Consider the following 12,831-nt stretch of genomic DNA (forward strand, 5'->3'; position numbering starts at 1 on the left):
CGACCGTGATACGGTGGAGACACAACGACGCGGGGTGGAGCAGCTCGGTAGCTCGCTGGGCTCATAACCCAGAGGTCGCAGGTTCAAATCCTGTCCCCGCTACTGGAGAAAGAGAAGGCCCGGAGTCCTCGGACTCCGGGCCTTTTCGCGTGTGTGCGCCGTTGCGCCGTGTCCTCGGGGAGTCCGGAGCGTTTGTGGTTTGGCATGTCTCTGTGTCGGGAAGTCGACAAAACGCTGAAGTGACCTCAAGGGCTGCGGTATACCAGGTGTACGCCGGGTGCGGGTGGTGCGACGATGGATCCCATGGGGGATGCTGCAAGACTGCTGGAGGCCCCGCCGCCGGGGCCGCGCGAGACGAACGTAACGGCCGTGCCCGAGCAGCCGGTTGAGGTCCCGGCCGTGCTCGACGACGACATCCTGACGGCCCGTGAGGAGGCCGAGCTCGAAGCCCGCTACCTGCGTGCCGCGCAGCGTGGCGACGCCGCCGCCCAGAGCATGATCGGCACCATGCTGCTGCGCAAGGGGGACCTCGACGGCGCCGAGCCCTACCTGCGCGCCGCCACCGGCGCCGGGGACCGCGCCGCCGCCAACAACCTCGGGCTCCTGCTCCACCAGCGCGGACACGCCGACGAGGCGGCCGGCTGGTGGCGGATCGCCGCCGTGGCCGGCAGTTCCGCCGCCGCCCACGCGCTCGGCCGCCACCACCGCGAGAACGGCGACGAGGCCGCCGCCGAGTACTGGCTGCGCCAGGCCGCCGAATCCGGCCACGTGCTGGGCGCGTTCGCCCTCGCCGAGCTGCTGCGCGCCCGCCGCGACGCGGGCGCCGAGCGCTGGTACCGGGCCGCCGCCGAGCACGGCCACCGCGAGGCCGTCTACCGGCTCGCCGTGCTCTGCGCCGAGCGCGGTGAGGAGGCCGAGGCCGAGCAGTGGTACCGGCAGGCCGCCGCCCGCGGCCACCGCTCCGCCGCACTGCGCCTGGGCGCCCTGCTGGAGGGGCGCGGCGAGCTGAAGGAGGCCGGCCGCTGGTACCTGACCGCGGCCAAGGACGGCGAGCCGCGGGCCGCCTGCGCCCTGGGGTTCCTGCTGCGGGACGCCGGCGACATCGACGGCGCCGCCCAGTGGTGGCGGCGGGCCGCCCAGGAGGGCGACGGCCAGGCCGCCAACGCGCTGGGCGCGCTCCACGCCCAGGAGGGCGAGACGCAGACCGCCGAGCGCTGGTACCGGGCCGCCCTGGAGGCCGGCGACGACAACGGCGCCTACAACCTCGGGCTGCTGTGCGCCGCCCGCGGCCGGGCCGCCCAGGCCGAGCAGTGGTACCGCCGGGCCGCCTACGCCGGCCACCGCGAGGCCGCCAACGCGCTGGCCGTCCTGCTGCTCCAGCAGGGCGACCCGGCCGGCGCCGAGCCGTGGTTCTCCAAGGCCGCCGAGGCCGGCAGCGTGGACGCCGCGTTCAACCTGGGCATCCTGTGCGCCGGACGCGACGAGCACGAGGAGGCCCGGCGCTGGTACGAGCGGGCCGCCGCCGCCGGACACACCGAGGCCGCCCTCCAGGTGGCCATCGCGCTGCAACGCGAGGGCGACCCGATCGGGGCCGAACGCCATCTGCGCTGCGCCGCGGGGGGCGGCAGCGCGGAGGCCGCCTTCCGGCTCGGCGCCGTCCTCGACCAGGACGGCGAGGAGAGCGAGGAGTGGTACGAGCGGGCCGCCCGGCAGGGGCACCCGCGCGCCCAGGTGCGGCTCGGCATGCGGGCGGCCCGGCGCGGTGACACGGTGGACGCGGCCCGCTGGTACCGGCTGGCCGCCGAGGCTGGCAGCCGCAACGGCGCCTTCAACCTCGGGCTGCTGCTGGCCCGCGAGGGCAGCGAGCCGGAGGCCGCGCTGTGGTGGACCCGGGCCGCCGAGGCCGGGCACGGCCGCGCCGCGCTGCGGCTGGCGCTCCTCTCGGCCCGCCGCGGCGAGCTGGCCGAGGCCCGGCGCTGGTGCGAACGGGCGGTGGAGTGCGGCCCGGCCGAGGTCGCCGAGCGCGCCGCCCGCCTGTCCGACGTGCTGCGCGAGGAGCTCAGCGCCTGACCCCGCACCCCGGCGATTTGCGCTGCTCAGGACCGGTCGTCTACAGTGGAGACACAACGACGCGGGGTGGAGCAGCTCGGTAGCTCGCTGGGCTCATAACCCAGAGGTCGCAGGTTCAAATCCTGTCCCCGCTACTGAAGGAAAGTCCCGGAACGGATCTCCGTTCCGGGACTTCTCCGTTTCCGGGGCGCATCCGCGTCCGTTTCCGGACGCACCCGCGGGCGGGCGGCGCGCCCGCCGGTCAGTTCTCCTCCTGGCCGCCCTCGTCGGCCACCGCCTGGTCGAACAGGGCCCGGGTGGCCGTGGTGAAGTACGGGCTGTAGGAGATGGCGTCCTCGTGCGGGTCGTTGTCGGCCGGGCCGCCGCCGTTCCAGCCGCCGATGATGCCGACCAGCCCGCCGGTCCTGGCGCCGGGGGCCAGCGTCAGCCACGGGCCCCCGGAGACCCCGGCCGAGTAGCCGCCGCAGCGCATCTCCCGGTAGTTGTCGTGGGCGCCGGACTGGAAGGTCTCCAGGGTGCAGGCGAGCTGCTGGTCACCGCTGTTGTTGCTGTCCGGGTAGCCGATGGTGGTCACGTTCCGCAGGTGGTACGGCTGGTTGACCAGGAGCTGGTTGGCGCCCACGGCGTCCTCGATCCGGGTGCCGTCGGAGCGGGAGACGCGCAGGAAGGCGTAGTCGTAGTTCTCGTCGCCGCCCTTGGTGTAGTGCGGGTCCACCCACATCTTCGCCACCTGCCAGGTGCCGTGCGGGGCCTTGCCGCCGGTGCGGCCGGGGGCCACGGAGAGCCCGGAGGCGTAGGAGCCGTCGCCGTACACGCAGTGCGCCGCGGTGATCACGATGTCGCCGGTGGAGCTGTGCACCACGCTGCCGCTGCAGTAGGGGGAGCCGTCGGTGTCGAGCACCTCGACCACCGAGGGGTAGGCCCGGGCGGCGCTGAGGTAGTTGCCCTTCTTGGTCCAGTCGTCCGGCGGGTGCGGTTCGGTGTGGTGCTTGGCGCGTGCCAGGGCGACCACCTCGGGCGCGTACCGCACGGCGCCCGTGACCGCGAGCACGGCGACCGCGGTCAGGACCGCTGCTCGCGTCCGCCTGCGTGGGCGCACCCGGACCTCCCATCGGCGACAATCGGCCATCAGCATACGGGCGCCCGCTGAGAACGTCCTGATAACGATCACGGCACCGTATGGATACGTTACCGGGCGACCCGCAAAGTCCGTACCCCGAACCGGCGTCCACCACTCTTCGGTAGAGGACCGGTATGGCCTGGGCAAAGCCGCGGAAACCCGCTTGGAGACGGGGGTAGGGCGCGCGATGCTGGGTTCCGGCCGGACGGTTTCCGGTGACCACGGGGTGAGGAAGGCGGCGAGGACGGCGTTGCTGCGCAGAGGGCGGACGCGGCCGGCCCGGCGCCGCCGGGACGCGACCGCGACGGCACGGGCCGCGGAGGCGGAGCGCTGGCGGCGGCTGTGCCGGCGGGCCGCGCGGCCGGGCCCGGCCGGTACGGGGGAGCTGCTCGCCGAGGTGCGCCGGGTGGCCGCGGCCGGCCGCGCGCAGGACCGCGGAACGGCCCTGGACGAACTGCTGCGCGCCCCGCCCGAGGTGCTGGCGCGGCTCGATCGCGCCGCCCGCCGCCCCGCCGCGCCTGGCACCGGCCGGCCGGCGCTCCCCGGTGACGCCGACCCGCTGACGCTGCTGCTCGCCTCCTTCGACCCCGACGGCCGGGTGCGCCGCGCCGCCGTCGAGCGGCTGGCCCGGCGCGGTGGCCGCCCCGCCGCGGCCGCGCTCGCGCTCCGCTGCGACGACCGGGTGCCGCAGGTGCGGGACGGCGCGCTGGCCGCGCTGCTGGGCAACGCGGTCCCGGACGAGGCGGCCGTGGCGGTCCGGCTGCTGATACGGCTGGCCGCCCGGCGGCGCGCCGGTGACGCGCTGGCCGCCTACCGCGCGGCGCTGGCGGCCCCCGGGCGCCGTCGCGTCGTGCGCCGGCTGGCCGCCGACGGCGACCCGCGGGTCCGCCGCTTCGGGGTGGCGCTCGCCCTCGAACTGGGCGAGTACGTCCGCGGCGACCTGGCCCGTACCGCGCTCCACGACCACGATCCGGTCTGCCGGGGGCTCTGCGCCGAGCGGCTGCTGGAACTCGACCCGGACCAGGCGGGCCGGCTGATGTGGGCGCGCTCGGCGGACGTACGCGGCGCGGCGGTGGCCGCGCTCCCGGACGACGTGCCCGCCGCCCGGCTGGTGGCCCCGCTGGCCGACCGGTGCCGCACGGTACGGGCGCAGGCCCGCTGGAAGCTGTACAAGCGCGGTGAGCCGCCGGTCGAGGTCTACCGCAGGCAGCTGCGCCGGTGCGCCCGCACCACCCAGGCCCGGCTGGTGGCGGGGCTGGCGGCCGGGCTGGGGGAGTGCGGGGACGCCTCGGACGCGCCGGTGCTGGCCGTGCTGGCCGGGGACGCGAGCTGGGCGCCGGGGGTGCGGCGGGCCGCGATGCGGGCGCTTGGCCGGGTGGCCCCGGCCGAGGAGGTGCGGCGAGTGGCGGTGCCGCTGGTGGCCGGCGAGCCGCCGGGGCTCGCCCGCGAGGCGCTGGACGCGCTGACGGCGGCGGGCGGCGCGCCCCCGGAGGCGCTACGGGCCGGCCTGGCCCGGCCCGAACCCCCGGTATGGCGCGCCGCCCTGCGCGCGACGGTCACCGCCGAGCCGTCCGTCCGCCGGGAGATCGCCTCGCGCGCCGCGTCCGACCCCCGCCCCGAAGTGGCCACCGCCGCCCGAACCCGCCTCCACCCCTGGCTCCGTCCCCCCACCTGAGCCCCGGCGCCCGGAACGCCGGTTCACGGCAAGGGAGTTGCCCGCCGAAGACGCTCCGAACGGGGCGGTCAGGCCTGGGCGCAGGCGGGGCAGACGCCGCGGTAGGTGACCTCGACCTCGGAGATGGTGAAGCCGAAGCGTTCGGCGGGCGGGAGGTCGGCCAGGGGGTCGCCGGTGGGGCGGACGTCGCGGATGGCGCCGCAGCGCGAGCAGACCAGGTGCTGGTGGGGCCGGTGCGCGTTGGGGTCGTAGCGCTTGGCGCGACCGTCGGTGGCCACCTCGATGACCTCGCCGAGCGAGACCAGTTCGCCGAGCGTGTTGTAGACGGTGGCGCGGGAGATCTCCGGGAGCCGGTCGGCGGCCCGGGCGTGGACCTCGTCCGCGGTCAGGTGGACGTGGTCCCCGTCGAGCACCTCGGCGACGACCCGGCGCTGCGCGGTCAGCCGCCAGCCTCGGCCGCGAAGTCGTTCCAGCAGGTCACTCATGTCCACCAGCCTAACAGCCGCCTGTCCGAGGTCCGAATCCGTACGGGACTGGCCCCCATCTTGACTTGGACTGTGTCCAATGTAGGATCGCTTCCGGCGACAGCCAAGGGACAGGACACACGAGGAGTGAGCACGTGACCGTTGCGGAGACGGGTCCGCTGACCACCGAGGCCGGCGCCCCGGTGGCGGACAACCAGAACAGCGAGCAGGCGGGCATCGGCGGCCCGGTCCTGATCCAGGACCAGTCGCTGATCGAGAAGCTGGCCCACTTCAACCGCGAGCGGATCCCGGAGCGGATCGTGCACGCCCGGGGCGCCGGCGCGTACGGCACGTTCACCGTGACCGCGGACGTCACCCGGTACACCAGGGCGAAGTTCCTCTCCGAGGTCGGCAAGGAGACCGAGGTCTTCCTGCGGTTCTCCACGGTGGCCGGCAACCTCGGGGCGGCCGACGCGGTGCGCGACCCGCGCGGCTTCGCGCTGAAGTTCTACACCGAGGAGGGCAACTACGACCTCGTCGGCAACAACACCCCGGTCTTCTTCATCCGGGACGCCATCAAGTTCCCGGACTTCATCCACACCCAGAAGCGCGACCCGTACACCGGCTCGCAGGAGGCCGACAACGTCTGGGACTTCTGGAGCCTGAGCCCGGAGGTGACCCACCAGGTCACCTGGCTCTTCGGCGACCGCGGCATCCCGGCCTCCTACCGCCACATGGACGGCTTCGGCTCGCACACCTTCCAGTGGAACAACGAGGCGGGCGAGGCCTTCTGGGTCAAGTACCACTTCAAGACCGACCAGGGGATCAAGAACCTCACCCAGGCCGAGGCCGACAAGCTCGCCGGTGAGGACCCCGACAGCCACCAGCGCGACCTGCGCGAGGCCATCGAGCGCGGCGAGTACCCGTCCTGGACGGTCTCGGTGCAGATCATGCCGGCGGCGGACGCGGCCACCTACCGCTTCAACCCGTTCGACCTGACCAAGGTCTGGCCGCACGCCGACCACCCGCTGATCGAGATCGGCAAGCTGGAGCTCAACCGCAACCCGGAGAACATCTTCGCCGAGGTCGAGCAGTCCATCTTCTCCCCGGCGCACTTCGTCCCCGGCATCGGCCCGTCCCCGGACAAGATGCTCCAGGGCCGGCTCTTCGCCTACGGCGACGCCCACCGCTACCGCGTCGGCATCAACGCCGACCACCTGCCGGTGAACCGTCCGCACGCCGCCGAGGCGCGCACCTACAGCCGCGACGGCCTGCTGTACGACGGCCGCCACGGCCGCGCCAAGAACTACGAGCCCAACAGCTTCGGCGGGCCGAGTCAGACCGGGCGCCCGCTGTGGCAGCCGGTCGCGGTCACCGGGGTCACCGGTGAGCACGTCTCCCCGGTGCACGCCGAGGACAACGACTTCGTCCAGGCCGGAAACCTCTACCGGCTGATGACGGAGGCGGAGAAGAGCCGGCTGATCGACAACCTCGCCGGTTCGCTCGCCAAGGTCTCCCGGGACGACATCGTCGCGCGGGCGATCGACAACTTCCGCCAGGCGGACCCCGACTACGGCAAGCGGCTGGAGGCCGCGGTCCAGGCCCTACGCGGCTGACCCCGCTTGCCGTACCACCCCGAAGAGGCCGGACGCCACAGGGCTCCGGCCTCTTCGGCCACCCTCGCTCAGCCCGCGCCGCCGCCCAGGTGGCGCAGGAGCGCCGGGTGCAGCAGCCCGTTGGAGGCCGCCGCGTCGCCGCCGTACGGGCCCGGGCGCCCGTCCAGCGAGGTGAACCGGCCGCCCGCCTCGCGGACCACCACCGAGGGCGCCGCCATGTCCCACAGCGACAGCTCCGGCTCGGCGCAGATGTCCACCGACCCCTCGGCCACCATCATGTAGGACCAGAAGTCGCCGTAGCCGCGGGTGCGCCAGCAGGCCCGGGTCAGCCCCAGGAAGGCGTCGAGCCGGCCGCGTTCCTCCCAGCCGCTCAGCGAGGAGTAGGCGAACGAGGCGTCGGCCAGGTCGTCGACCCGGGAGACGTGCAGCCGGGTGGCCGACGACAGGCTGCGCCCGGTGTAGGCGCCGCCGCCCGTGGAGGCCCACCAGCGGCGGCCCAGGGCGGGCGCGGAGACCAGGCCCACCACGCCGTCGTCGCCCTCCTCGCCGGCCCCGCGCACCGCCAGCGCGATCAGCGTGGCCCACACCGGCACCCCGCGCACGTAGTTCTTGGTGCCGTCGATCGGGTCGACGATCCAGCGCCGTTCACCGCCGCCCTCCGCCCCGAACTCCTCGCCGAGCACCGCGTCCCGTGGCCGGGCCCGCTGCAACTGGCCGCGGATCAGCTCCTCGGCGGCCTTGTCGGCCTCGCTCACCGGCGTCATGTCCGGCTTGGTCTCGACCTTCAGGTCGAGCGCCTTGAAGCGTTCCATGGTGACCGCGTCCGCGGCGTCCGCCAGGACGTGGGCCAGCCGCAGGTCGTCGTAGAAGTCGGGCATGTGCGAACAGTAGCGAGGCGGTCGCCGCCCGGGCCACGCGGCGTGGCCGGGCACGGGCCTTGACACCTGAAGGGACCACGTCAATCCTGTCGCTCGACGCTGGGCGCACAGCCATGGAGGCGGCCATGCCGGCAGCGCGCGAACTCCTGCTCCAGGCGGCGCTCACCGCGCTGTCCACCCGGCCCTGGGGCCAGGTACGGATGGTCGAGGTGGCGGCCGAGGCCGGGGTCTCCCGGCAGACCCTCTACAACGAGTTCGGCAGCAAGGACGGGCTCGCCCGGGCGCTCGGCAGGCGCGAGGCGGAGACCTTCCTCGGCGGCTTCGAACGCACCCTGGCCGCCGCCCGGCGGCGCGGCGCCGACTGCGCCGAGTGCTTCGCCGCGGGCACCGCCTTCGCGCTGCGCGCCGCCCGCCGCAGCCCGCTGGCCCGCGACGCGCTCACCGGCTGCCCGGGCGCACGGCTGCCGGCCGCCCCCGAACTGTCCGGGCTGGCCGCCGCGTTACCCCACCGCGCGGCCGGCGCCCTCGCCCCCGAAGCCGCCGGCCCGCCATGGGTCTGCGAGGCCGCGGTACGCCTCGCGGTCAGCTACGTGGCCCATCCGGCCCCCTCCGACGAGGACGCCTGCGCCCGGGTGGCCCGCCTGGTACGCGCGTTGACGTGACCGCCGGCAGCTTCGATCGTTGGCTTCTCCGCCCGTTCGCGCGCTGCGGCGACGGCCTCGTTCCTCGGCCGCCACCTCCGCGCGCTCGCGTGCGTCGCTCACACCAGCGACAGCTTGAAGCCCACGTGCGACGCCGTGAAGCCCAGCCGTTCGTAGAAGCGGTGGGCGTCGGTGCGGCTGGCGTCGGAGGTCAACTGGACGAGGGCGCAGCCGCGTTCGCGGGCGAGGCGCAGGCATTCCTCGATGAGGCGGGAGCCGAGACCCGTGCCGCGGGCGGCGGAGCCCACCCGGACCGCCTCGATCTGGGCGCGCAGGGCACCGCCGCGGGCCAGGCCGGGCAGGTAGGTGAGCTGGGCGGTGCCGACGACCTCGCCGGAGCGGTCGGCCACCAGCAGGACGTGCTGCGGGTCGCCGTCGAGTTCGGCGAAGGCGGCCCGGTAGGGGGTGAGGTCGGCGGGGTTCTCGCGGCCGGTGCCGAGGGCGTCGTCGGCGAGCAGGGCCACGATCGCGGGTATGTCCGCGGCGGTGGCGCGCCGGAAGGTGATCTCGTCCATGGCCGCATTCCATCACCCGGGACGCGGGCGGCGGCGGGCGCGGGGCGGTCAGTGCGAGGCGCCGGACAGCGGCAGCCCGATGATCCCGAGGACGACCAGGGAGATCGAGACCAGCTTCAGCGTGTTGACGGCGTCACCGAGGAAGACCATGCCGTAGATGGCGGTGCCGCTGGCGCCGATGCCGGTCCACACCGCGTACGCCGGGCCCACGTCGAGGCGGCGCAGCGAGAGCGTCAGCAGGCCGAAGCTGCCCAGGGCGAAGCAGGCGAAGGCGATGGTCGGCCACAGCCGGGTGAAGCCGTGCGACATCTTGAGACAGACGGCGAAGCCCGTCTCCATCAGCCCGGCGACCACGACGAGCAGCCATGCCATGAGTCCCGCCTCCCGGTCGATGGAACATCCGTCGATGGATCATCAATCGGGTAGATCATCACACAGGTGGCGGTGTGCCGGGGCCGGACTCGGCGGAACCGGGCAGCGACCACGGCAGCTTCACGTCGTGTCCATGACGCGTTCGCGGGGGGCCGGAACCCGGCGCCGGGCCCGGGTCAGTCGCCCTCGCGGCGTTCCCGGGTGGCCAGCACCCGGCGCAGCGAGTACAGCCGGGCCGGGTCGGCGTGTCCCTCGGCCACCCACGCGTCCAGCGCGCAGTCCGGCTCGTCGTGGCTGCACGCCCGGGGGCAGTCGGCGGTGCCCGGCACCAGGTCGGGGAAGGCGTGGATGACCCGGGACGGGTCCACGTGGTGCAGCCCGAACGAGCGCACCCCGGGGGTGTCGATCACCCAGCCGCCGTCCGCGCCGGGCAGCGGCAGCGCCAGTGCCGAGGTGGTGGTGTGACGGCCGCGCCCGGTGACCGGGTTGACCCGGCCGGTGGCCCGGGCCCGCTCCGGCACCAGCGCGTTGACCAGTGTGGTCTTGCCCACGCCGCTGTGCCCGACGCACGCGGTGATGCGGCCCGCGAGGCGTTCGCGCACCTCGTCCAGGGCCTGGCCGGTCAGCTCCTCGCGGCTGGTGACCACGTACGGCACGTCCAGCGGGGCGTAGGTCTCCAGCAGCGGCCCGGCCGGTGCCAGGTCCGCCTTGGTGAGCACCAGCAGCGGGTCGAGCCCGGCGTCGTAGGCGGCCACCAGGCAGCGGTCGATCAGCCGGGGTCGCGGCTCGGGGTCGGCCAGCGCGGTGACGATCGCCAGTTGGTCGGCGTTGGCCACCACCACCCGCTCGAACGGGTCGTCGTCGTCCGCGGTGCGCCGCAGCACCGAGTCGCGCTCCCGCACCCGCACCACCCGGGCCAGGGTGTCCTTCTCGCCGGACATGTCGCCGACCAGGTCGACCCGGTCGCCCACCACCACGCCCTTGCGGCCCAGCTCGCGGGCCTTCATCGCGGTGACGTGGTGCCCGGCGACCAGGCAGGTGATCCGGCCGCGGTCGACGGTGAGCACGAAGCCCTCCGCCGCGTCCTCGTGCTTGGGACGGATCCGGGTGCGCGGGCGGCTGCCCTTGCGCCCGGGGCGTACCCGGACGTCGTCCTCGTCGGTGTCCTTGCCGTAGCGCCGCATGGGGGAGGGTCACAGCCCCCGTGCGACGGACGGGCCGCCGGTGCCGTCGAGCATCGCGGTCCACAGCTCGGGGAACTCCGGGAGCGTCTTGGCGGTGGTGGCCACGTTCTCCACCTCGACGCCCTTGACGGCGAGCCCGATCACCGCGGCGGCGGTGGCCAGCCGGTGGTCCTCGTAGGTGTGGAAGACCCCGCCGCGCAGCGGACGCGGCCGGATGCGCAGCCCGTCCTCGGTCTCGGTGACGTCACCGCCGAGCCCGTTGATCTCGGCGGCGAGCGCGGCCAGCCGGTCGGTCTCGTGCAGCCGCAGATGGGCCACGCCGCGCAGCTCCGACGCGGAGCCGGCGAGCGCCGCCACCGCCGCGATCACCGGGGTCAGCTCGCCCACCTCGCGCAGATCGACGTCGATGCCCTTGATCCGGCCGCTGCCGGTGAAGGTCAGGCCGCGTTCGTCCCGTTCGCAGGAGCCACCCATCAGGGTGAAGATCTCGCGCAGCGCGTCGCCGGGCTGCGTGGTGCGCGACGGCCAGTCGCGGACGGTCACGGTGCCCCCGGTGACCAGCGCGGCGGCCAGGAACGGCGCGGCGTTGGACAGGTCGGGCTCCACCGTCAGGTCCTGGCCCAGCAGGGCGCTGGGGGCCACCCGCCACACGTCCGGCTCGCCGCCGGCGCCGGGGGAGTCCACCTTGGCGCCGGCCGCCCGCAGCATGTCCACGGTCATCCGGATGTGGGGCAGCGACGGCAGCGCCCCGCCCACGTGGCGCAGCTCCAGCCCCTTGTTGAAGCGCGGCGCCGACAGCAGCAGCGCGCTGACGAACTGGGAGGACGAGGAGGCGTCGATCCGCACCCGGCCGCCCGCGAGCGAGCCCGAGCCGTGCACGGTCATCGGCAGCGCGCCGCGCCCGTCGTCGTCGATCCGGGCACCCAGCGCGCGCAGCGCGTCGATCACGCCGTGCAGCGGACGCTCATGGCTGCGCGGGTCGCCGTCGAAGCGCACCGGGCCGTCGGCCAGCGCCGCCACCGGGGGCAGGAAACGCATCACGGTGCCCGCGTTGCCCACGTCCACCCGGGCCGGACCGTGCAGCCCGGCGGGGATCACTCGCCACACCTCGCCGCCGCCGGAGCCCACCTGCTCCTCGATGCCCACCCCGAGGGCGCGCAGCGCGTCGGCCATCAGCAGCGTGTCACGGCTGCGCAGCGGGCGGCGCAGCCAGCCCGGCTCCGAGGCGAGCGCGGCCAGCACCAGGGCACGGTTGGTGACCGACTTGGACCCGGGCACGGTGACCGTCGCGGCGACGGGGCCGGGAGCGGTCGGTGCGGGCCAAAGGGCGGTCTCCGGAGAGTTACCGGTCATGGGAAGTAACTGTAGTGGCTACGCGAACCGCGGGTTTGTGATCGATTCCGGAGAAACCTGGGCGAAACACTGACTTGGTATGTGCCTACGAGGACAGCCGCGGGCATCACACCCGCTAAACCTCCCGCGCCCCACGTCACACTCCCAGCAGCAGCCGTCCGCCCAGCAACAGCGCGCACAGCGCCACCGCGTGGAAGCACAGCAGCCACCCGCCCGCCGGGATCCGGGTCAGCCGGGCGAGCTGGTCGGGGTCGGAGTCGCCGGACGCCCGGCGCCGCCGCTTGCCCTGGAGCTCGAAGACCGGCCGCACCCCGCCGACCAGCAGGAACCACACCACCAGGTAGCCGAAGCCGGCCTGCACCGCCGGCCCGGTCAGCCACGACACCAGGAAGAAGGCGCCGCCGGCCACCACCACCGCCAGCGCCCCGTAGGCGTTGCGGATCATCACCAGCATCGCCAGCAGCAGCGCCACCGCACCCCACAGCAGCGCGGTGATGTGCCCGGTGGCCAGCAGCCCGGCCCCGGCCAGCCCCAGCAGCGGCGGCGCGGTGTACCCGGCGGCGGCGGTGCACACCATGCCGGCGCCGTACGGCTTGCCCCGGGAGACCGTCAGCCCGGAGGTGTCCGAGTGCAGCCGGATGCCCTGCAACCGCCGTCCGCACACCAACGCCACCAGCGCGTGGCCGCCCTCGTGCGCGATGGTGACCGCGTTGCGGGTCACCCGCCACACCCCGTGCGGCACCACCCCGGCCAGCGCCACGGCGGCGGTCACCCAGACCAGCCAGCCCGGCGGGGCCGGCTGGCCGCCGACCACCCGGTCCCACAGCTCGGCGATGCTCGTCGTTCCCACAGTCCCTTACCGACGTCCACGGCACGGCCGCGG

The 12,831-nt window shown here is 74.7% G+C and carries 12 protein-coding genes and 2 tRNA genes; 6 read left to right on the forward strand and 8 right to left on the reverse strand.

The features are described from left to right. The first annotated feature begins 28 nt into the window (after positions 1-28). The 3 genes from SCATT_RS19205 to SCATT_RS19215 all read left to right on the forward strand — a co-directional run bounded on the left by SCATT_RS19205 (position 29) and on the right by SCATT_RS19215 (position 2,204). Positions 29-102: transfer RNA gene (locus SCATT_RS19205), tRNA-Met, on the forward strand. Positions 103-294: 192 nt separating this feature from the next. Next, positions 295-2,070: a tetratricopeptide repeat protein gene (locus SCATT_RS19210; RefSeq protein ID WP_078590790.1), complete on the forward strand. Its 1,776-nt coding sequence runs from the start codon at positions 295-297 to the stop codon at positions 2,068-2,070. A gap of 60 nt (positions 2,071-2,130) precedes the next feature. After that, positions 2,131-2,204 (forward strand) — tRNA-Met (locus SCATT_RS19215). Between the two features lie 107 nt (positions 2,205-2,311). Here the strand turns inward: SCATT_RS19215 and SCATT_RS19220 are convergent. Further along, positions 2,312-3,169 carry a trypsin-like serine peptidase gene (locus tag SCATT_RS19220; RefSeq protein WP_014144781.1) on the reverse strand — a complete coding sequence of 286 codons (858 nt, stop codon included), beginning with the start codon at positions 3,167-3,169 and terminating at the stop codon, positions 2,312-2,314. Positions 3,170-3,416: 247 nt separating this feature from the next. On the opposite strand from SCATT_RS19220, the gene SCATT_RS19225 reads away from it, so the two are divergent. After that, on the forward strand, positions 3,417-4,865 hold the full coding sequence (locus tag SCATT_RS19225) for a hypothetical protein (RefSeq protein ID WP_231905127.1): 1,449 nt from the start codon (positions 3,417-3,419) through the stop codon (positions 4,863-4,865). Between the two features lie 68 nt (positions 4,866-4,933). Here SCATT_RS19225 and SCATT_RS19230 read toward each other — a convergent pair whose 3' ends face one another. Beyond that, positions 4,934-5,350 carry a Fur family transcriptional regulator gene (locus SCATT_RS19230; protein WP_014144783.1) on the reverse strand — a complete coding sequence of 139 codons (417 nt, stop codon included), beginning with the start codon at positions 5,348-5,350 and terminating at the stop codon, positions 4,934-4,936. A gap of 134 nt (positions 5,351-5,484) precedes the next feature. On the opposite strand from SCATT_RS19230, the gene SCATT_RS19235 reads away from it, so the two are divergent. Further along, positions 5,485-6,945, forward strand: coding sequence for a catalase (locus tag SCATT_RS19235; RefSeq protein ID WP_014144784.1), 1,461 nt, complete (start codon positions 5,485-5,487; stop codon positions 6,943-6,945). Positions 6,946-7,013: 68 nt separating this feature from the next. Here SCATT_RS19235 and hisN read toward each other — a convergent pair whose 3' ends face one another. Then, positions 7,014-7,823 carry a histidinol-phosphatase gene (hisN, locus tag SCATT_RS19240; RefSeq protein ID WP_014144785.1) on the reverse strand — a complete coding sequence of 270 codons (810 nt, stop codon included), beginning with the start codon at positions 7,821-7,823 and terminating at the stop codon, positions 7,014-7,016. Positions 7,824-7,948: 125 nt separating this feature from the next. On the opposite strand from hisN, the gene SCATT_RS19245 reads away from it, so the two are divergent. Further along, on the forward strand, positions 7,949-8,485 hold the full coding sequence (locus tag SCATT_RS19245; protein ID WP_014144786.1) for a TetR/AcrR family transcriptional regulator: 537 nt from the start codon (positions 7,949-7,951) through the stop codon (positions 8,483-8,485). A gap of 98 nt (positions 8,486-8,583) precedes the next feature. Here the strand turns inward: SCATT_RS19245 and SCATT_RS19250 are convergent, their stop codons facing one another. From SCATT_RS19250 to SCATT_RS19270, 5 genes are all read right to left on the reverse strand, one after another. Beyond that, a complete protein-coding gene (locus SCATT_RS19250) occupies positions 8,584-9,039 on the reverse strand; it encodes a GNAT family N-acetyltransferase (RefSeq protein ID WP_014144787.1) in 456 nt (151 codons plus the stop codon). Between the two features lie 48 nt (positions 9,040-9,087). Further along, a complete protein-coding gene (locus tag SCATT_RS19255; protein WP_014144788.1) occupies positions 9,088-9,411 on the reverse strand; it encodes a DMT family transporter in 324 nt (107 codons plus the stop codon). Between the two features lie 176 nt (positions 9,412-9,587). Beyond that, positions 9,588-10,595, reverse strand: coding sequence for a ribosome small subunit-dependent GTPase A (gene rsgA, locus SCATT_RS19260; RefSeq protein WP_014144789.1), 1,008 nt, complete (start codon positions 10,593-10,595; stop codon positions 9,588-9,590). Positions 10,596-10,604: 9 nt separating this feature from the next. Continuing rightward, a complete protein-coding gene (gene aroA, locus SCATT_RS19265; RefSeq protein ID WP_014144790.1) occupies positions 10,605-11,948 on the reverse strand; it encodes a 3-phosphoshikimate 1-carboxyvinyltransferase in 1,344 nt (447 codons plus the stop codon). 136 nt (positions 11,949-12,084) lie between these two features. After that, positions 12,085-12,798, reverse strand: coding sequence for a M50 family metallopeptidase (locus SCATT_RS19270; protein WP_014144791.1), 714 nt, complete (start codon positions 12,796-12,798; stop codon positions 12,085-12,087). Between the last annotated feature and the right edge of the window lie 33 nt (positions 12,799-12,831).

The sequence above is a fragment of the Streptantibioticus cattleyicolor NRRL 8057 = DSM 46488 genome (assembly GCF_000240165.1).
GTDB lineage: Bacteria > Actinomycetota > Actinomycetes > Streptomycetales > Streptomycetaceae > Streptantibioticus > Streptantibioticus cattleyicolor.

Coding starts and splice junctions, on each gene's coding strand:
- SCATT_RS19210 (WP_078590790.1), top strand. CDS start 295: ATGGATCCCATGGGGGATGCTGCAAGACTGCTGGAGGCCCCGCCGCCG.
- SCATT_RS19245 (WP_014144786.1), top strand. CDS start 7,949: ATGCCGGCAGCGCGCGAACTCCTGCTCCAGGCGGCGCTCACCGCGCTG.
- SCATT_RS19250 (WP_014144787.1), bottom strand. CDS start 9,039: ATGGACGAGATCACCTTCCGGCGCGCCACCGCCGCGGACATACCCGCG.
- SCATT_RS19255 (WP_014144788.1), bottom strand. CDS start 9,411: ATGGCATGGCTGCTCGTCGTGGTCGCCGGGCTGATGGAGACGGGCTTC.
- hisN (WP_014144785.1), bottom strand. CDS start 7,823: ATGCCCGACTTCTACGACGACCTGCGGCTGGCCCACGTCCTGGCGGAC.
- rsgA (WP_014144789.1), bottom strand. CDS start 10,595: ATGCGGCGCTACGGCAAGGACACCGACGAGGACGACGTCCGGGTACGC.
- aroA (WP_014144790.1), bottom strand. CDS start 11,948: ATGACCGGTAACTCTCCGGAGACCGCCCTTTGGCCCGCACCGACCGCT.
- SCATT_RS19230 (WP_014144783.1), bottom strand. CDS start 5,350: ATGAGTGACCTGCTGGAACGACTTCGCGGCCGAGGCTGGCGGCTGACC.